This window comes from Streptomyces olivochromogenes (assembly GCF_021538895.1).
Taxonomy (GTDB): Bacteria; Actinomycetota; Actinomycetes; order Streptomycetales; family Streptomycetaceae; genus Streptomyces; species Streptomyces olivochromogenes_A.
This window is the reverse complement of record NZ_JADDRL010000049.1, coordinates 33302-51627: the sequence shown is the minus strand read 5'-3', so window position 1 is coordinate 51627 and position 18326 is coordinate 33302. Positions and strand designations below refer to the sequence as shown.

General features: G+C 71.1%; 18 protein-coding genes. 5 read left to right on the top strand and 13 right to left on the bottom strand.

The window, feature by feature from the left end; genetic code table 11:
- Positions 1 to 106: 106 nt before the first annotated feature.
- From hisF to hisD, 8 genes are read right to left on the bottom strand one after another with little or no spacing between them, the layout of a single operon-like run.
- Positions 107 to 877 carry an imidazole glycerol phosphate synthase subunit HisF gene (gene hisF, locus IPZ69_RS24415; RefSeq protein ID WP_235456482.1) on the bottom strand — a complete coding sequence of 257 codons (771 nt, stop codon included), beginning with the start codon at positions 875 to 877 and terminating at the stop codon, positions 107 to 109.
- A 34-nt stretch (positions 878 to 911) separates the two neighbouring features.
- Complete coding sequence (locus IPZ69_RS24410) at positions 912 to 1304, bottom strand: Rid family hydrolase (protein WP_235456480.1); 393 nt, start codon at positions 1302 to 1304, stop codon at positions 912 to 914.
- Positions 1301 to 2026 (bottom strand): bifunctional 1-(5-phosphoribosyl)-5-((5-phosphoribosylamino)methylideneamino)imidazole-4-carboxamide isomerase/phosphoribosylanthranilate isomerase PriA, encoded by a 726-nt coding sequence (priA, locus tag IPZ69_RS24405; RefSeq protein WP_235456479.1) that lies wholly within the window; start codon positions 2024 to 2026, stop codon positions 1301 to 1303. The genes IPZ69_RS24410 and priA overlap by 4 nt, the downstream gene beginning before the upstream one ends.
- Positions 2023 to 2664 (bottom strand): imidazole glycerol phosphate synthase subunit HisH, encoded by a 642-nt coding sequence (gene hisH, locus IPZ69_RS24400; protein ID WP_235456478.1) that lies wholly within the window; start codon positions 2662 to 2664, stop codon positions 2023 to 2025. The genes priA and hisH overlap by 4 nt, the downstream gene beginning before the upstream one ends.
- Positions 2661 to 2825 carry a hypothetical protein gene (locus tag IPZ69_RS24395; protein WP_235456477.1) on the bottom strand — a complete coding sequence of 55 codons (165 nt, stop codon included), beginning with the start codon at positions 2823 to 2825 and terminating at the stop codon, positions 2661 to 2663. The genes hisH and IPZ69_RS24395 overlap by 4 nt, the downstream gene beginning before the upstream one ends.
- A gap of 3 nt (positions 2826 to 2828) precedes the next feature.
- Positions 2829 to 3422 carry an imidazoleglycerol-phosphate dehydratase HisB gene (hisB, locus tag IPZ69_RS24390; RefSeq protein ID WP_100825690.1) on the bottom strand — a complete coding sequence of 198 codons (594 nt, stop codon included), beginning with the start codon at positions 3420 to 3422 and terminating at the stop codon, positions 2829 to 2831.
- Complete coding sequence (locus tag IPZ69_RS24385) at positions 3419 to 4558, bottom strand: histidinol-phosphate transaminase (protein WP_235456475.1); 1140 nt, start codon at positions 4556 to 4558, stop codon at positions 3419 to 3421. The genes hisB and IPZ69_RS24385 overlap by 4 nt, the downstream gene beginning before the upstream one ends.
- Entirely contained in the window at positions 4555 to 5880 is a 1326-nt protein-coding gene (hisD, locus tag IPZ69_RS24380) for a histidinol dehydrogenase (RefSeq protein ID WP_235456473.1), read from the bottom strand. The genes IPZ69_RS24385 and hisD overlap by 4 nt, the downstream gene beginning before the upstream one ends.
- Positions 5881 to 6119: 239 nt before the next feature.
- Here hisD and IPZ69_RS24375 point away from each other — a divergent pair, with 239 nt between their 5' ends.
- The 4 genes from IPZ69_RS24375 (at position 6120) to ybaK (ending at position 10157) form a co-directional block, all read left to right on the top strand.
- Positions 6120 to 7697, top strand: a complete 1578-nt coding sequence (locus tag IPZ69_RS24375) for an oxidoreductase (protein WP_235456472.1) — start codon at positions 6120 to 6122, stop codon at positions 7695 to 7697.
- A gap of 154 nt (positions 7698 to 7851) precedes the next feature.
- Entirely contained in the window at positions 7852 to 8889 is a 1038-nt protein-coding gene (locus IPZ69_RS24370) for a hypothetical protein (protein ID WP_374293794.1), read from the top strand.
- A gap of 11 nt (positions 8890 to 8900) precedes the next feature.
- Positions 8901 to 9641, top strand: a complete 741-nt coding sequence (locus IPZ69_RS24365; protein WP_235456470.1) for an LON peptidase substrate-binding domain-containing protein — start codon at positions 8901 to 8903, stop codon at positions 9639 to 9641.
- Positions 9642 to 9653: 12 nt separating this feature from the next.
- Positions 9654 to 10157, top strand: coding sequence for a Cys-tRNA(Pro) deacylase (ybaK, locus tag IPZ69_RS24360; protein WP_235456469.1), 504 nt, complete (start codon positions 9654 to 9656; stop codon positions 10155 to 10157).
- A gap of 191 nt (positions 10158 to 10348) precedes the next feature.
- On the opposite strand, the gene IPZ69_RS24355 is transcribed toward ybaK, so the two are convergent.
- From IPZ69_RS24355 to IPZ69_RS24340, 4 genes are all read right to left on the bottom strand, one after another.
- Positions 10349 to 11017, bottom strand: a complete 669-nt coding sequence (locus IPZ69_RS24355) for an AAA family ATPase (protein WP_235456468.1) — start codon at positions 11015 to 11017, stop codon at positions 10349 to 10351.
- 34 nt (positions 11018 to 11051) lie between these two features.
- Positions 11052 to 11873, bottom strand: coding sequence for an ABC transporter permease (locus IPZ69_RS24350; RefSeq protein WP_235456467.1), 822 nt, complete (start codon positions 11871 to 11873; stop codon positions 11052 to 11054).
- A gap of 64 nt (positions 11874 to 11937) precedes the next feature.
- Complete coding sequence (locus IPZ69_RS24345; RefSeq protein WP_235456514.1) at positions 11938 to 12912, bottom strand: ABC transporter ATP-binding protein; 975 nt, start codon at positions 12910 to 12912, stop codon at positions 11938 to 11940.
- Positions 12913 to 13016: 104 nt separating this feature from the next.
- Positions 13017 to 14237, bottom strand: a complete 1221-nt coding sequence (locus IPZ69_RS24340) for an NYN domain-containing protein (RefSeq protein ID WP_235456466.1) — start codon at positions 14235 to 14237, stop codon at positions 13017 to 13019.
- A gap of 224 nt (positions 14238 to 14461) precedes the next feature.
- Between IPZ69_RS24340 and IPZ69_RS24335 the strand changes: the two genes are divergently transcribed.
- Complete coding sequence (locus IPZ69_RS24335; protein WP_235456464.1) at positions 14462 to 14641, top strand: hypothetical protein; 180 nt, start codon at positions 14462 to 14464, stop codon at positions 14639 to 14641.
- Between the two features lie 102 nt (positions 14642 to 14743).
- Here IPZ69_RS24335 and dnaE read toward each other — a convergent pair whose 3' ends face one another.
- Entirely contained in the window at positions 14744 to 18283 is a 3540-nt protein-coding gene (gene dnaE / locus IPZ69_RS24330) for a DNA polymerase III subunit alpha (RefSeq protein WP_235456462.1), read from the bottom strand.
- Between the last annotated feature and the right edge of the window lie 43 nt (positions 18284 to 18326).

The window sequence follows — 18326 nt, the reverse complement described above, 5'->3', positions numbered from 1 at the left end:
ACGAAAGAAATATTGCGCAACGAATTTTGCGCAACATTCCTTTCACATCTGCCCGCGAAAAGGCCCCGGCCACCACCGGTGACCGGGGCCCGGGCCCTTCGCGGCGTCAGCGCACCGGGTGGCCCGCCTCCCGCAGCGTCTGCTTGACCTCGCCGATCCGCAGGTCGCCGAAGTGGAAGACGGAGGCCGCGAGCACGGCGTCGGCGCCGGCGGCGACGGCGGGCGGGAAGTGCGCGAGCCGGCCCGCGCCACCGGAGGCGATGACCGGGACGGTCACGTGCTTGCGCACGGCCGCGATCATCTCCAGGTCGTAGCCGTCCTTCGTGCCGTCTGCGTCCATGGAGTTCAGCAGGATCTCCCCGGCTCCCAGATCGGCGGCCCGGTGCGCCCATTCGACGGCGTCGATCCCGGTGCCGCGGCGGCCGCCGTGGGTGGTCACCTCGAACGAGCTGGACGAGCCGCTCTGGGAAGGGGTGCGGCGCGCGTCCACCGACAGCACCAGCACCTGACGGCCGAAGCGCTCGGCGATCTCCCGGATCAGCTCGGGACGGGCGATGGCGGCCGTGTTCACGCCCACCTTGTCCGCGCCGGCGCGCAGCAGCTTGTCGACGTCCTCGGCGGTGCGTACGCCGCCGCCGACCGTCAGCGGGATGAACACCTGCTCCGCGGTGCGCCGCACCACGTCGTAGGTGGTCTCACGGTTGCCCGAGGACGCGGTGATGTCCAGGAACGTCAGCTCGTCGGCGCCCTCGGCGTCGTACACCTTCGCCATCTCGACGGGGTCGCCGGCGTCGCGCAGGTTCTGGAAGTTGACGCCCTTGACGACCCGGCCGTTGTCCACGTCCAGGCAGGGGATGACTCGGACCGCCAGGGTCATGAATCCACGGCTCCTTCGATGCCTCTGAATGCCTCTAGCCCCGGAAGGCTTCCAATTCCACTTCGACCAGGATGCGCGGGTCGACGAACCCCTCCACGACCAGCAGGGTCGAGACCGGGCGCACGGAGTCGAACAGCTCCTTGTGGGCACGGCCCGCCTCGTCGACGTCCCGCAGATGGGACAGGTACATCCTGGTCCGGATCACCGACTCCGGACCGAGCCCGAACTCGGCGATCGCGTCGAGCGCGGCGGCGAAGGCCACCTTCGCCTGTTCGTACGGGTCGCCCTCGCCGTACAGCACGCGTCCCTTGAAGGACGACGTGCCGGCCACCAGCACACGGTCGCCCGCCGCGACGGCGCGCGCGAAACCGAAGCTCTCTTCCCAGGGACTTCCGCTCTGCACACGCCGTACGGCATCGGACGTCATGACGACACAGCCTCCAAGGCCTCTTCCAGGGTGAACGCCTTCGCGTACAGGGCCTTCCCGACGATGGAGCCCTCGACACCGAGGGGTACCAGCTCGGCGATGGCGCGCAGGTCGTCCAGGGACGACACGCCGCCGGAAGCCACGACCGGACGGTCGGTCACGGCGCAGACGTTCTTCAGCAGCTCCAGGTTGGGGCCCTGGAGCGTGCCGTCCTTGGCGATGTCGGTGACGACGTAGCGCGCGCAGCCCTCCTTGTCGAGGCGCTCCAGCGTCTCGTAGAGGTCGCCGCCGTCCCGGGTCCAGCCACGGCCGCGCAGGGTCGTGCCGCGCACGTCGAGGCCGACCGCGATCTTGTCGCCGTGCTCGGCGATGACCTTGGCGACCCACTCGGGGGTCTCCAGGGCGGCGGTGCCCAGGTTCACCCGGGTGCAGCCCGTCGCGAGAGCGGCCGCCAGGGAGGCGTCGTCGCGGATGCCTCCGGACAGTTCCACCTTGATGTCCATCGCCCCCGCGACCTCGGCGATCAGCTCGCGGTTGTCACCGGTGCCGAAGGCGGCGTCCAGGTCGACCAGGTGCAGCCACTCGGCGCCCGAGCGCTGCCAGGCGAGGGCGGCCTCCAGCGGGGAGCCGTACGACGTTTCCGTCCCGGACTCGCCGTGCACGAGACGGACGGCCTGGCCGTCGCGGACGTCGACGGCGGGGAGGAGTTCGAGCTTGCTCACAGGGTTCCGATCCAGTTGGTGAGGAGCTGGGCTCCGGCGTCGCCGGACTTCTCGGGGTGGAACTGCGTGGCCCACAGGGCGCCGTTCTCCACGGCGGCCACGAACGGCTCGCCGTGCGTCGACCAGGTCACCTTGGGGGCCCGCATCGCCGCGTTGTGGGTCTGAAGGGTCCACTCGTGGACGGCGTAGGAGTGCACGAAGTAGAAGCGCGCGTCCGTGTCGAGGCCGGCGAACAGCTCGGAGCCGGCCGCCACGTCCACGGTGTTCCAGCCCATGTGGGGCACGACGTCGGCCTGGAGCGGCTCGACCGAACCGGGCCACTCGTCGAGGCCCTCGGTCTGAACACCGTGCTCGATGCCGCGGGCGAACAGGATCTGCATGCCGACACAGATGCCCATGACCGGGCGGCCGCCGGACAGCCGGCGGTCGATGACCCAGTCGCCGCGGGCCTCGCGCAGGCCGCGCATGCAGGCGGCGAAGGCGCCGACGCCCGGCACCAGCAGTCCGTCGGCGTTCATGGCCTTGTCGAAGTCACGCGTGATCTCGACGTCGGCCCCCGCGCGCGCGAGGGCGCGCTCGGCGGAGCGGACGTTGCCGAAGCCGTAGTCGAAGACCACGACGTTCTTGGGTGCGCTCAATTCCACACCTCCAGCCGCATGACACCCGCGACGAGGCACATCGCGGCGCCGATCGAGAGCAGCACGATCAGGCTCGCCGGCATCTTCTGCTTGACGAAGGACATGATGCCGCCGACGAGGAAGAGGCCGACGACGATCAGGACGGTGGACAGACCGTTCATGGGTTACAGCGCGCCCTTCGTGGAGGGGAGGATGCCGGCCGCGCGCGGGTCGCGCTCGCTGGCGTAGCGCAGGGCTCGGGCCAGCGCCTTGAACTGGCACTCCACGATGTGGTGCGCGTTGCGCCCGTAGGGCACGTGCACGTGCAGTGCTATCTGCGCCTGGGCGACGAAGGACTCGAGGATGTGCCGGGTCATCGTCGTGTCGTACTCGCCGATCATCGGCGCCATGTTCTCGGGCTCGGTGTGCACGAGGTAGGGGCGGCCGGACAGGTCGACGGTCACCTGGGCGAGGGACTCGTCCAGCGGGACCGTGCAGTTGCCGAACCGGTAGATCCCCACCTTGTCGCCGAGCGCCTGCTTGAAGGCGGCGCCCAGCGCGAGGGCGGTGTCCTCGATGGTGTGGTGCGAGTCGATGTGCAGGTCACCGTCGGTCTTCACGGTCAGGTCGAACAGACCGTGTCGGCCGAGCTGGTCGAGCATGTGGTCGTAGAAGCCGACGCCCGTCGCGATGTCGGTCTTGCCGGTGCCGTCGAGATCGATCTCGACGAGGACCGAGGTCTCCTTGGTGGTCCGCTCCACGCGTCCAACGCGGCTCATGCGTCCAGCTCCTTCGGGGGGGTGGGGGTGTCCCCCACGAAACACTTCAAGTCACGTACCGCGTCGAGGAACGCGTCGTTCTCCTGCGGGGTTCCGGCGGACACCCGCAGCCACCCGGGTACGCCGTTGTCCCGGACCAGCACACCCCGGTCGAGGATCTTCCGCCACGCGGTGTGGGCGTCCGCGAACCGCCCGAACTGCACGAAGTTCGCGTCGGACTCGGTGACGTCGTAGCCGATGGACCTGAGCTCGCTCACCAGCCGGTCCCGCTCCGCCTTGAGCCGCTCGACGTACTTCAGCAGCGTGTCGGTGTGCTCCAGGGCGGCCAGGGCGGTCGCCTGGGTGATCGCCGACAGGTGGTACGGCAGCCGTACGAGCTGTACGGCGTCCACGACCGCGGGGTGCGCGGCGAGGTAGCCGAGGCGCAGGCCCGCCGCCCCGAACGCCTTCGACATCGTCCGCGAGACGACGAGGTACGGCCGGCCGTCGAGCAGCGGCAGCAGCGAGTCGCCGTGGCTGAACTCGATGTACGCCTCGTCGACGATCACCATCGTCGGCTTCACGGCCTGCGCGGCCTCGTACAGCGCGAGGACCGTCTCGGGCGGGACCGAGTTGCCCGTGGGGTTGTTGGGGGTGGTGATGAAGACGACGTCCGGCCGGTGCTCCTCGACGGCCCGCCGGGCCGCCGCCACGTCGATCGTGAAGTCCTCGCCACGCGGGCCGGAGATCCAGCCCGTGCCGGTGCCGCGCGCGATGAGCGCGTGCATCGAGTACGACGGCTCGAAGCCGATCGCCGTACGGCCCGGTCCGCCGAAGGTCTGCAGCAGCTGCTGGATGACCTCGTTGGAGCCGTTGGCCGCCCAGACGTTCTCCATGCCGAGCGGGTGCTTGCCGGTCTTCGTCAGGTACTTGGCCAGCTCGGTGCGCAGCTGGACCGCGTCCCGGTCGGGATAGCGGTTCAGGTCACGGGCGGCCTCGCGCACCCGCTCCGCGATCCGCTCGACCAGCGGCTCGGGCAGCGGGTACGGGTTCTCGTTCGTGTTCAGCCGTACGGGGACGTCCAGTTGGGGCGCGCCGTAGGGGGACTTGCCGCGCAGCTCGTCCCGTACGGGGAGATCGTCGATTCCGAAGCTCACTTGCTCGTCGGTACCTTCCAGCCGAACCTCGCCTTGACGGCCGCGCCGTGCGCGGGCAGGTCCTCCGCCTCCGCCAGCGTCACCACGTGGTGCGCGACCTCGGCCAGGGCGTCCTTTGTGTAGTCCACGATGTGGATGCCGCGCAGGAAGGACTGGACGGACAGGCCGGAGGAGTGGCAGGCGCAGCCGCCGGTGGGCAGGACGTGATTGGAGCCGGCCGCGTAGTCGCCCAGCGAGACCGGCGCCCAGGGGCCGATGAAGACCGCGCCCGCGTTCCGCACCCGGTCGGCGACCGCGGCGGCGTCGGCGGTCTGGATCTCCAGGTGCTCGGCGCCGTACGCGTCGACCACCCTGAGGCCCTCGTCGAGGCCGTCGACCAGGACGATCGCGGACTGCCTGCCGCTGAGCGCCGGGCGGATGCGGTCCTCGATGTGCTTGGTGGCCGCGACCTGCGGCTCCAGCTCCTTGTCCACCGCGTCGGCCAGCTCGGTCGAGTCCGTGACCAGCACGGCCGCCGCCAGCGGGTCGTGCTCGGCCTGGCTGATCAGGTCGGCGGCGACGTGCACCGGGTCGGCCGTCTCGTCCGCGAGGATCGCGATCTCGGTGGGGCCGGCCTCCGCGTCGATGCCGATCTTCCCGGTGAAGAAGCGCTTGGCGGCGGCGACCCAGATGTTGCCGGGGCCGGTGACCATGCGGGCAGGCGGGCAGGACTCCGTGCCGTACGCGAACATCGCGACGGCGGTGGCACCGCCCGCGGCGTACACCTCGTCGACGCCGAGCAGCGCGCAGGCGGCGAGGATCGTCGGGTGCGGCAGTCCGCCGAACTCCGCCTGGGCCGGGGAGGCCAGGGCGATCGACTCGACGCCGGCCTCCTGCGCGGGCACCACGTTCATGATCACGGAGGAGGGGTAGACGGAGCGGCCACCGGGCGCGTACAGGCCGACGCGCTCGACCGGCACCCACTTCTCGGTGACGGAGCCGCCGGGCACGACCTGCGTCGTACGGGTCGTACGGCGCTGTTCGCGGTGGACGATGCGGGCGCGGCGGATGGACTCCTCCAGGGCCGCGCGCACGGCCGGGTCGAGCCCGTCCAGGGCGTCGGTCAGCGCCCGCGCCGGGACCCGGACCGATTCCAGCCGCACCCCGTCGAACTTCTCGGCGAAGTCGATCAGCGCCGCGTCGCCCCGATGATGCACGGCCTCGCAGATCGGACGCACCTTCTCCAGGGCGGTCTGAACGTCGAAGTCGGCTCGGGGCAGCAGGTCGCGCAGGGCGGGGCCCTCGGGAAGGGCGTCGCCGCGCAGATCGATTCGGGAGATCACAGGCCCAATTCTCTCAGACCGGCGTCGAGCATTGTCCGCGCGTATCAATGGCTGATACAGAACGTGGACGAGCGCTGACGAGCGCTGACGAGCGCTGACGAGCGCTGACGAGCGCTGACGAGCGCTGACGGGAACCCGGAAGATCTCCCTCACCTCATGCGTTCACGGCGTCACACAGCGGGCATGAACCGCTGTACCGACGGACGAACCCGCGAGTAGACGGGGAAGAAGGGGGAGCCGTGACCGAGGGGGCCGGCATCCGTGCCGGAGAACTGCCGGACGACCTGACCGCCGCCGAGGCGGGCATGTGGCAGGCCTTCCGCAACGGCAGCGTGTACGACCTGAGCACCGGGGACGCCGTCGCCGACGATCCGCACGGCGGACAGGACTGGGGACCCGAGCGCACCGTGCGGGCCCGCATCCTCGCCTGGCTGCTCCTCGACGGGCCGCCGCCGCTCCCGGGCCGTGTGGCGTCCCTCAAGCTGGTCGGCGCGCGGATCACCGACGTCCTCGACCTGGCGGGCGGCTCGGTGGTGCCGTACTTGGAGCTGCGGGGCTGCCGCTTCGACAAGGAGATCCTCTTTCCCGAGGCGCGCTTCCACACCGTACGGATGGTCAACTGCTCCGTGCCGCGCCTGGAGGCCGCCCGGGTGACCACGGAGGGCGACCTGCACCTGCCGCGCTGCCGCTTCAAGAACGGCATCCGGCTGACCGACGCGCACATCGGCACGGATCTACTCATCAACCAGGCGGTCGTCTACCGGGACCGCTACGGCCGCTCGATCGGCGCGGACGGCCTGACCGTGGGGTACGACCTGCAGGCCGACATGCTGGAGGCGCACGGCGAGGTGAGCCTGCGCAGCGCCAAGATCGGCGTCTCGCTGAGCCTGCGCGGCGCCCGGCTGGCCAGCCCGTACACCCGGCGGGCCCTGAACGCCCCCCAGCTGACCGTCGGGCGCACGCTGTACCTGTCCCCGGCCGGCGTGGGCAACCCGATGGCGGGCAACACGACACCCGCGCGCGGGACACGCGTCCAGCGGTTCGAGTGCCAGGGCGGCGTGCGGCTCGACGACGGGCGGGTCGGCGACGCCATCGACCTGGAACGGGCGCGGTTCGCCTTCACCGACGACCAGGAACTGGCGATGCGCCGTGTGCAGGTGCCGGAGCTGCGCTTCCTCGGGGAGAAACCGCAGCGCGGCAAGGTGGTCCTGTCGGGCGCGCGGGTGGTGAACCTGGTGGACCGGGCGGACAGCTGGCCGGACCCCGGAAATCTGCACATGCTCGGCTTCTCCTACGAGAACCTCGTGCCGCACGGGCCGTTCCCGCTGTCCCGGCGCCTGGACTGGGTCGCGGCGGCCACCGCCGAGTACAACCCGGAGCCGTACGAGCGCCTCGCCACCGTGCTGCGAGCGGCCGGCGAGGACGAGGACGCGCGCCATGTGCTGCTCGCCAAGCAGCGCCGACGGCGCGAGACGCTGCCGCTGGTCCCGAAGGTCTGGGGGTATCTGCAGGACATGGTGGTCGCCTACGGGTACCGGCCGGGCCGGGCCGCCGTGTGGATGGCGGTGCTGTGGGCGACGAGCGCGTTCGCCTTCACGCATGCCAAGCATTCGCCGGCGAACGGCGACTCGCACCTGCCCTGGAGTCCCGCACTGCTCGCCCTGGACCTGCTGCTGCCGGTCATCGACCTGAGCCAGGCGGGCCAGTGGCAGATGAGCTCCGTCTGGCAGTGGCTGTCCACGGCGCTGATCCTGCTGGGCTGGATCCTGGCGACGGCGGTGGCGGCGGGGGCGACGCGGCTGCTGCGGCGGAACTAGGGCCTCTCGTTTGGATCATGCCGTGCGCCTGCATGTGTGGCAGGTACCCAACAGTGGTTGAACCATCACCTTTTACCCGGCCTTGACCGCCGCACGTACAACTTTCCGCAGGTTGCCTCCGCCCTCTGGCGCGTCCCCGACCTGCGGTCTTTCAATGGTTGACACCATGGCTCTGCTGCGCGCGCTCTTCCGCCTCGCACGGAAGGCGTCATCCCCCCTGCGCCCCGCCGCGCCTCCCGCCGGTGACGAGGTGTTTCTCGACGCGCCCGACGCCCGTCTGGCTCCCGCGCTGGTCGCGGCCGGCCGGGGCGACCACGGGCCGGCCGCCGAACTGCTCTCGGGCGTCCGGGCGGCCGCCGAGTGGGAGAACCGCGACCGGTACGTGCTGCGGCTCGCCGCGTTCGCCCGCTCGCGCGCCGAATGGCTCGACCGGTGGTCCGCCGCCGACCCGCACGATCCGGACGTCCTGCTGGTCACCGCCCAGCTCGCGGTGGACCGGGCCTGGGGGTCCCCGGCACGGGCCGAGTTGCTGCGCGAGCTGAACCCGCTCATCACCGCCGCCGCGCGCGCCGACGGCCGCGACCCGGTGCCGTGGCGGATCGCCCTGGACCACGCGCGCGGTTCGAAGGCCGGGCACAAGTACTTCGAGGAGCTGTGGGAGGCGGCGATCCGCCGTGCCCCGCACCACTACGGCTGCCACGTGGCCGCCCTGCGCTACCTGGCCGCCTCCTGGCACGGCTCCCACCACGCGTGCTTCGACTTCGCCGACCTGGCCGCCCAGGACGCCCCGGCAAACTCGCTGATCCAGGCGCTGCCGGCGCGGGCGGCCCTCGGCTATCTGACCGACGGCTGCGGCCCCGAGGTGCCGCGGGACCGGCTGGACGCGGCGGCCGACCGGGCCATCGCGCTCTCCGCGTGGTTCCCGGCGGCCGACCCCTGCCCGGCCGCGATCCGTAACAAGCTGATGTACGTCCTCGTACGCCTGGAGCGCTGGGAGGACGCCCGCACCCAGCTGCGTCTGATCGGCCCGTACGCCACCTCCTTCCCCTGGGACCGGGACTCCGACGACCCGCTCGGACACTTCCTGCGGGTGCGTGAGGCCCTCTCGACGGCGGCCCCCGGCGCCCCCGTACCCTCCCCGAGGCGACCACGGACCGAGCACGGCGGACATGTCCGCGCCGGTGACCATTAGGCTGTGGCGCCGTGACCACCGCCCGTCTCCCGCTCTTTCCGCTGAACTCGGTGCTGTTCCCGGGGCTCGTGCTGCCGCTGAACGTCTTCGAGGAGCGCTATCGCGCCATGATGCGCGAACTCCTGAAGACCCCCGAGGACGAGCCGCGCCGGTTCGCCGTCGTGGCGATCCGCGACGGCCACGAGGTGGCGCCCAGCGCGCCGGGCATGCCGGATCCGACGGCCGTGCCCGAGCGCGGCCCGGCCGCCGGCTTCGGCGACGACCCCCTGCGGGCCTTTCACGGGGTGGCCTGCGTGGCGGACGCCGCGACCATCCGTGAGCGGGCCGACGGGACGTTCGAGGTGCTGGCGACCGGGACGACCCGGGTGCGGCTGCTGTCGGTGGACACGTCCGGCCCGTTCCTGACGGCGGAGCTGGAGGAACTGCCGGAGGCCCCGGGCGACGGGGCGGGCACGCTGGCCGAGGGCGTGCTGCGCGCGTTCCGCCAGTACCAGAAGCGGCTGGCCGGTGCGCGGGAACGCTCGCTGACGACGGGCGCGGAGCTGCCCGACGAACCGGCGGTGGTCTCCTACCTGGTGGCGGCGGCGATGATGCTGGACACGCCGACGAAGCAGCGGCTGCTCCAGGCCCCCGACACGGCCTCGCGGCTGCGGGACGCGCTGAAACTCCTTCGCGCGGAGACGGCGATCATCCGTAACCTGCCGTCCCTGCCCGCGTCGGACCTGACGCGCGGCCCGACGAGTCTGAACTGAGGCCGGATCCCCGTGGCGAAGAAGTCGAAGAAGCAGACGCAGGCCGGCGGCACGCCCGCGACGGTGGCCCTGACGGCGGCCGGCGTCGCGTACACGGTCCACGCCTACGACCACGACCCCGGCCATCCCTCCTACGGCGAGGAGGCGGCCGAGGCCATGGGTGTCTCCCCCGACCGCGTCTTCAAGACGCTGGTGGCGGACGTCGACGGCGCGCTGACCGTGGCCGTGGTCCCCGTGGCCGGCTCCCTCGATCTCAAGGCCCTCGCGACGGCGGTCGGCGGCAAGCGCGCGGCGATGGCGGACCCGGCGCTCGCGGAGCGCACCACGGGCTATGTGCGCGGCGGCATCTCCCCGCTGGGCCAGCGCAAGAAGCTCCGCACGGTCCTGGACGCGTCGGCGTCCGCGCACGGGACGATCTGCGTCTCGGCGGGCCGCCGCGGCCTGGAGGTCGAGCTCTCCCCCGGCGACCTCACCACGCTCACCCAGGCGGTGCTGGCCCCCATCGGGCGTGCGTGACCCCTCGACGAACGCCCGGTCCTCGGTTAATTACGAGGGACATGTCGAAGAAAACCCGGAAACGCAAGTGGCGCGTCAGGAAGGGCCGCTCGAACCACGGGAGGCGGCCGGCGTAGGGCCGCACCCACGCCGACATGACCGGGAGGACAGACCCCCAGGGAGGTCGTAGCCGTCCCGGGCTCCTACTCTGTCTAGGCCAGCGGCGCGCCGTACCCGTCCCGCGGGTAGGGGCCCTGGTCGTAGGGGTCCGGGTCGCGGGGGCCGAACAGGGCCATCAGGCCCAGGTGGACCAGCAGCGCGGCCACCGACCACGCGAGCAGCGCTCCCTTGGCGCCGAGCTTGAGCGGCGCCGAAAAGGTCACGCCCTTGCCGGCGGCCCTGGCGTGGGCGATGACGTCCTGGGCCGGGCCGAGCCACACCCCGATCCGCCAGGCGAGGAACGAGCCGAGCAGTCCGCCGGCCGTCAGCGCCACCACCAGCGGCACACCCCCGTGCCGCCGTGCGAGGAAGACGACGACCGCGCTGACCACGCCGAAGCCGAGCGCGAGCAGCGTGAACGTTCCGTCCACCCCGATCGCCTGCTCCCCCTCGGTGTCCTTGAGGTAGACGACCCAGCCGTTGCCCACCTGGTCCCCGACCAGCGGCACACGGGGAGCCAGCCACACCCACAGCAGCCCGAGCAGCACTCCGCCGAGCGCCACCGCGATCGTGATCACGGCGGCCTCCCGCACTTCCGTCTTCATCCCGGGACCGTCCTGTTCGTACGCGCCCTCGTGCACGCCGGCGGGCGGCGGCGCCTGCCAGTCCTGCTGCGGGGTCTGGTCATGCGGCGGCGGTGGCGGAGTCAACGGTGCGGTCACCCTGACATCGTGCCAGGTCGGCCGGTGCCGCGCGTCACCGGACGGCGGCCCGCCGGTACGCCCAGGTCGCCACGGCCAGCGAGACGACTCCGACGCCCGCGCACACACCCAGGTCAGCACCTACGAACGCCCAGTCGGGCCGCGCCCCGAAGGTCCGCGCATAGGCCTCCACGCCGTAGGTGGAGGGCAGCAGGTCCCGGGCCAGACGCACCGGCTCCGGCATCCGGTCGGGCGGCAGCACGCCCAGCAGCAGCGCCGCCGACATGCCCAACTGGCCGAGCAACGTGGCCAGTTCCGGCCGCGGCGCGAGCAGCCCGCAGGCCGCCCCGAGGCCGGAGAGCGCGGCGCCCGCGAGCGGGATCACCGCGACAAGGATCCACAGGTTCGTCAGTGGCAGCCCGAACAGCACGCAGCCGAAGACCGCCGTCACCAGCGTCCCCGGCACGGTGAAGGAGGCGTACGCCCCCGCCGCCCCCAGCACCACCGCGGCCGGCGGCACCGGCAGCGTGGCGTAGTGGTCGAGCCCGCCGCTGGCGCGCAGCTGCCCGAAGTACTGGGCGAGCAGGTTCAGCGCGACGTACGCGACGACCACGACCGAGGACCCCGCCACCACGGACTGGGCCTCGGGCCGGGTGTCCACCACCCCGCGCATCATGATCATGATGCCGACGGACTGGAAGGTCGCCACGAACAGCAGCGGGATCCGCGCCACCCGCGCGCGCGACAGCTGCGCACGGTAGACGGCCACCAGCGACGGCCAGAACCGGGCGGCCGGCGCGAGCTCGGCGGCGCCGCCGGCCGTGTCCTCCACGGCCAGGGCGCCACCCGGCAGAACCTCGGCGGGTACGACACTCACCTGGAGCTGCTCCTCTTCCGTACGGCCCTCACACCGTCCCCTACGCATCCGGCGATCCGCGCGCTCACGCCTTCACCAGTCCCTGTCGTGCCGCGCCGCCCAGCGCCAGGTAGACGTCCTCCAGGCTGGGCGTGGCGAGCGTGAAGTCGTCCAGGGCCGCGAACGCGGCCCCGCCGGTCACCGTGGCGACGGCGGCGCGGGCCTCCTCGGGCGCGAGCCGCAGCGTCCAGCGCCGTCCGGCCTCCACGGCGCGGTCCCGCAGCACGGCGACCTCGGGGACGTCCAGCGGCGGCCGCTCCCGCCAGACCAGCTCGACGCGCACCTCGCCGGAGACCCGTTCCTTGAGCCCGGCGGGGGTGTCGCAGGCGATGACCCGGCCCCGGTCGAGGACGGCGACCCGGTCGAGGACCGTCTCGGCCTCGATGACGTTGTGGGTGACCAGCAGCACGGTCGTCCCGCGCTCGGCCCGCCGCCGGTCGACGGCCGCCCACACCGCGCGCCGGGCCACCGGGTCCATGCCGGTGGTCGGCTCGTCGAGCACGAGCAGCGGCCGCTCGCCGACCAGGGCGGCGGCGAGGCAGGCGAGCCGGCGCTGTCCGCCGGACAGCTTCTTCAGCGCGCGCCCGGCGATCGGGGTGAGGCCCAGTTCGTCGAGGACGGCGTCCCGCTCGGCCCGCGCCTGCCGGACGTCCAGTCCGCGCAGCCGTCCGGTGGTCTCGGCGGCCAGGGACACGGTCAGCTCGTCGAGGGCGGTGGACTCCTGGCCGAGGTAGGCGAGGAGGCGCGCGGCCCGCTCGGGGTGGCGCACGATGTCGTGGCCGAGGATCTCGACGCTGCCGCGGTCCGGCCGCAGCAGCCCGGTCAGCTGCCGTACGAGGGTGGACTTGCCGGCGCCGTTCGGTCCGAGCAGCCCGTAGATCTCGCCGCGCCTGACGTCCAGCTCCACCGCGTCGGTGGCCAGCACCTCGGCCGCCCCCGGCGCCCCGCGCCGGGCCTTGACGGCCGGATAGGTCTTGGTCAGCCCGCGCACCGCGCACACGACGTCCCCGGACTGCCGAAGTGCCTGTGCCGCGCGCGTACTCACAAGGGACGAGGGTACGGGGTCCGGGACCTTTACTCGCCCTTGGGGGCGCCCAGGAGGGTTCACTCCCCGGCAGGGGCCTGTTCCGCTGCCGTGGGTACGTCGATCTCGCGCCAGAAGCCCGCGCGGATGGCATAGCGGTCGTGTTCGTCGATCTGGTCGTCCTTGTGGGCGAGCAGGCCGAAGCGGGCGGCGTAGCGCAGCAGCTCGCCGTCGATGCGGTGCGGGATCCGCGGGTACATGGCGGACAGCCGCTGCAGATGGCTCTGGTCGCCGAGCCGGGAGATCCAGCGCCGCGCGAAGACCTGGCCCACCTCGTACGGGTCGCCGCCGACCGTCGTGATGTCCTCCTCCCGGTCGGCCCACCGCTGCTCGGCGGTGGTCAGCTGGGCCAGCGTCGGCATGGAGGCGGCCTCCGGCGGCTCGGCGGGCACGCCGGGCCGGTCCACCCAGCCCTTGTCGGAGGACCAGCGCAGGGTGGCGGTCGCGGGGTGCTGGACGGGCTGGGCGCCGGGTGCGCGCAGCGCGGCGAGGTCCTTGGGGGTGGGCACGCCCTTGGTCGCGGGCCCCCGCTCCTGGGCGCCGTTCTGCGACCCGGCGGCGGCCGGCGCGTGCTCGCCCTCCTCGGCGGGCCGCTCGGTGGCGGTGCCGAGTGCGGACTCGGGCAGCGGGGCGGAGAGGATCGCGGCGATCTCCGGGCGCGGCACGGGCGGCGGCGCGCAGATGCCGGTGAGCTCCTTGGCCCGGACCGCCTGGGTGATCCACGTACGGTCCAGGACGCGCCGCTCGTCGGCCTCGGCGACCAGGTCCTCGGACTGGTTGTAGTCGCCGTCGGCGGCCTGTACGGCCCACAGGTGGACGGCGACGCCGTGTTCCTTGGCGGCCATCATGCCGGGCAGCAGGTCGCCGTCGCCGGTCACGAGGACGACGTCCGAGCAGGCGCGGTTGCGGGCCAGCTCGGTCAGCTCGGCGTGCATGGCGGCGTCCACGCCCTTCTGCGCCCAGCGTCCGTCGCTGCGGGTGAGAGCGCCTAGCCGCACGGTGACCCGGGGCATCACGCGCAGGCGGCGGTGCTCCGGCTGGGGGACGCGGTCGGGGGCGCCGTCGAACCAGTAGATGCGCAGCAGCGGACGCTCCGTGTCGGCCTCGGCGCGTTCGCGCAGCGCCTGGATCAACGCGGTGTGGTCGACGGTGATGCGCGAGCGTGAGGGCTCACCGGCGAGGAGGCTGGCGGCGGCCCCCAGCAGATACCCGGCGTCCACCAGGACGATGCAGCGGTCCACACGACTCACCCTCTTCCCGGGAGGTTTGCTTCGGGCTCGCTTCGAGTCTGCCCGACCACGCGGGGGTTAACGGCCCGAACTCGATCTTCGGCGTGGCGTTTCCGGGGCCCACTCTCCGACCAACCCTGTCACAGAGGGTAATTATCCGACATGCGACACTAGTCAGGCTATGTGAATCTGATGGCGGCCCTGGCCCCTAGATCCCCCTCAGGAGGCAGATCACCATGGCCAAGAACAAGAACCGCAAGCAGGGTGGCCCGCAGAACCGCGCCTCGCAGGCCGAGCAGGCTCAGGAGCAGGCGCACCGGTCCTCGACGGAGGCCCACGAGTCTCCGATCACGCACACGCAGGGCAGCCCGGCGGATGTTGCTCGTAAGCAGCAGAAGCGCTTCGGCCACAACTGAGGCCCGCGCGTTCGGACTCCCGTAGTCCGGCAGGGCTGTTGAAGCCCAGGCACAGCCGAGGGGCGCACCCGCTCAGGGTGCGCCCCTCGGTGTCGGTGCGGGTCAGCCCGCCAGGCAGGAGGGTCCGAGGAGGACCTTCAGGTCGCCGAACAACGCCGGATCCGGCTTCACCCGGTGCCGGTCGAGGCGCAGCACCGTCGTCTTGCGCGGGCCCTGGAGCTTGATGCGGACCTCGCTGTCGCCCTTGTGGTGGCTGAGGATCTCGCCGAGGCGGCTGACCATGGGCGGGGTGACCCTGGTGGCCGGGATGGTCAGGATCACGGGGGCGTTGGTGCCCGCGTTGGAGAGGTCGGGAACCATCAGCTCCATCGCCACCAGCCGCGGTACGTCCTCGCGCTTGTCGAGGCGGCCCTTGACGAACACGACCGCGTCCTCGACGAGTTGGGTCGAGATGAGCTGGTAGGTCGCCGGGAAGAACATGCACTCGATGGAGCCCGCGAGGTCCTCGACGGTGGCGATCGCCCAGGCGTTGCCCTGCTTGGTCATCTTGCGCTGCAGGCCGGAGATGATGCCGCCGATGGTGACCACCGCGCCGTCCGCGTGCTCGCCGCCGGTGAGCTGGGCGATGCCCGCGTCGGCCTTGTCGGAGAGCACGTGCTCGAGGCCGAAGAGCGGATGGTCTGAGACGTACAGACCGAGCATCTCCCGCTCCTGGGCGAGCAGATAGGTCTTGTCCCACTCCTCGGTGGTGAACTCGACGTCCAGTCCGAAGCCGGGCTCGCTGTTGTCCTCTTCGCCCATCCCGCCGAAGAGGTCGAACTGCCCCTCGGCCTCCTTGCGCTTGACCGCGACCACGTTGTCGATCATCGGTTCGTACTGCGCGGTGAGGCCCTTGCGGGTGTGCCCCATGGTGTCGAAGGCGCCGGCCTTGATCAGCGACTCCGTGGTGCGCTTGTTGCAGGCGACCGCCTCGACCTTGTCGAGGTAGTCGGGGAAGGACGCGTACTTGCCCTTGGCCTTGCGGCTCCTGATGATCGACTCGACCACGTTGGTACCGACGTTGCGGACGGCCTCCAGGCCGAACAGGATCACGTCGTCGCCCTGCGCCGCGAAGTTGTGCACCGACTCGTTGACGTTCGGCGGGAGCACCTTGATGCCCATGCGGCGGCACTCGTTGAGGTAGACGGCCGACTTGTCCTTGTCGTCCTTGACCGAGGTGAGCAGTCCGGCCATGTACTCGGCGGGGTGGTTCGCCTTCAGGTAGGCGGTCCAGTACGAGACCAGGCCGTACGCGGCGGAGTGCGCCTTGTTGAAGGCGTAGCCGGCGAAGGGCACCAGCACGTCCCACAGTGCCTGGATCGCCTCGTCGCTGAAGCCCTTGTCGCGGGCGCCCTTCTGGAAGAGGACGAAGTTCTTGGCCAGTTCGTCGGGCTTCTTCTTGCCCATCACGCGGCGCAGGATGTCGGCCTCGCCGAGCGAGTACCCGGCGATGATCTGGGCGGCCTTCTGGACCTGCTCCTGGTAGACGATCAGGCCGTAGGTGACGGCGAGGACCTCTTCCAGGGGCTCCTCCAGCTCCTTGTGGATCGGGGTGATCTCCTGGAGCTTGTTCTTGCGCAGCGCGTAGTTGGTGTGCGAGTCCATGCCCATCGGGCCGGGACGGTAGAGCGCGGAGACGGCGGAGATGTCTTCGAAGTTGTCGGGCTTCATCAGGCGCAGCAGGGAGCGCATAGGCCCACCGTCGAACTGGAAGACGCCGAGGGTGTCGCCGCGCTGGAGGAGTTCGAAGGTCTTCGGGTCGTCGAGCGGCAGGGCCAGCAGGTCGAGGTCGATGCCCTTGTTGGACTTCACCATCTTGACGGCGTCGTCCATGATCGTCAGGTTGCGCAGGCCGAGGAAGTCCATCTTCAGCAGGCCGAGCGACTCGCACTGCGGGTAGTCCCACTGCGTGATGGTCACGCCGTCCGTGTGCCGCACCCAGATCGGGGCGTGGTCGACGATGGGCTCGCTGGACATGATCACGCCGGCGGCGTGCACACCCATCTGCCGGACCAGGCCCTCGACGCCCTTCGCGGTGTCGATGACCTTCTTGACGTCCGGCTCGTTCTCGTACATCCCGCGGATCTCGCCGGCCTCGTTGTACCGGGGGTGCGAGGGGTTGGTGATGCCGTCGAGGTCGATGCCCTTGCCGAGGACGTCGGCGGGCATCGCCTTGGTGAGGCGGTCGCCCATCGCGTACGGGTAGCCCAGCACGCGCGCGGAGTCCTTGATCGCGTTCTTGGCCTTGATCTTGCCGTAGGTGCCGATCATGGCGACCTTGTCGGCGCCGTACTTCTCGGTCACGTACCTGATCACCTCGACGCGCCGACGCTCGTCGAAGTCGATGTCGACGTCGGGCATGGAGACGCGCTCGGGGTTGAGGAACCGCTCGAAGATCAGGCCGTGCGGGATCGGGTCGAGGTCGGTGATGCCCATGGCGTAGGCGACGATCGAGCCGGCCGCGGAGCCTCGGCCGGGGCCGACCGCGATGCCGTTGTTCTTGGCCCACATGATGAAGTCGGCGACCACGAGGAAGTAGCCCGGGAAGCCCATCTGGATGATGACGTCCAGCTCGTACTCGACCTGCTTCTGGCGGTCGTCCGGGACGCCGCCGGGGAAGCGGCGGGCCATGCCGCGGCGGACCTCCTCCTTGAACCAGGTGACCTCGGTGTAGCCGTCGGGGATGTCGAACTTCGGCATGAGGTTCTTGGCCTCGAACATGCCGGTGGTGTCGACCATCTCGGCGACCAGGAGGGTGTTGGCGCAGCCCTCCTGCCAGGCGTCCGAGGAGTCGATGGCGTACATCTCGTCCGTGGACTTCAGGTAGTAGCCGGTGCCGTCGAACTTGAAGCGGTCCGGGTCGGAGAGGTTCTTGCCGGTCTGGATGCACAGCAGGGCGTCGTGGGCGGTCGCCTCGTGCGCGTACGTGTAGTGCGAGTCGTTCGTCACCAGCGGCGGGATGCCGAGCTTCTTGCCGATCTCCAGCAGGCCGTCGCGGACCCGGTGCTCGATCTCGATGCCGTGGTCCATCAGCTCCAGGAAGTAGCGGTCCTTGCCGAAGATGTCCTGGTAGTCGGCGGCGGCCTTGAGGGCCTCCTCGTCCTGGCCGAGGCGCAGCCGGGTCTGGACCTCGCCGGAGGGGCAGCCGGTGGAGGCGACGATGCCCTCGGACCACTGGGCGATGGTCTCCTTGTCCATCCGGGGCCACTTCTGCAGCCAGCCCTCGGCGTAGGCGTCGGAGGAGAGCCGGAAGATGTTGTGCAGGCCCGTCCTGTTCACGGCCCACATCGTCTTGTGGGTGTAACCACCCGAACCGGAGACGTCGTCGCGCTTCTGGTGCGGCTGGCCCCACTGGATCTTGCGCTTGTTACGCCGGGACTCGGGCGCGACATACGCCTCGATCCCGATGATCGGGGTGATTCCGGCCTTCTGCGCGGTGTGGAAGAAGTCGTACGCGCCGTGGAGGTTGCCGTGGTCGGACATGGCAATGTGCGTCATGCCCATCTCGTTGCAGGCGTTGAACATGTCCTTGAGCCGCGCGGCACCGTCCAGCAGCGAGTACTGGGTGTGGACGTGCAGGTGCGTGAAGGGCGGCTTTGACACGGTTTCGGCCTCCAAAGGAAACGTGCGTCGACGATCTTCCGAC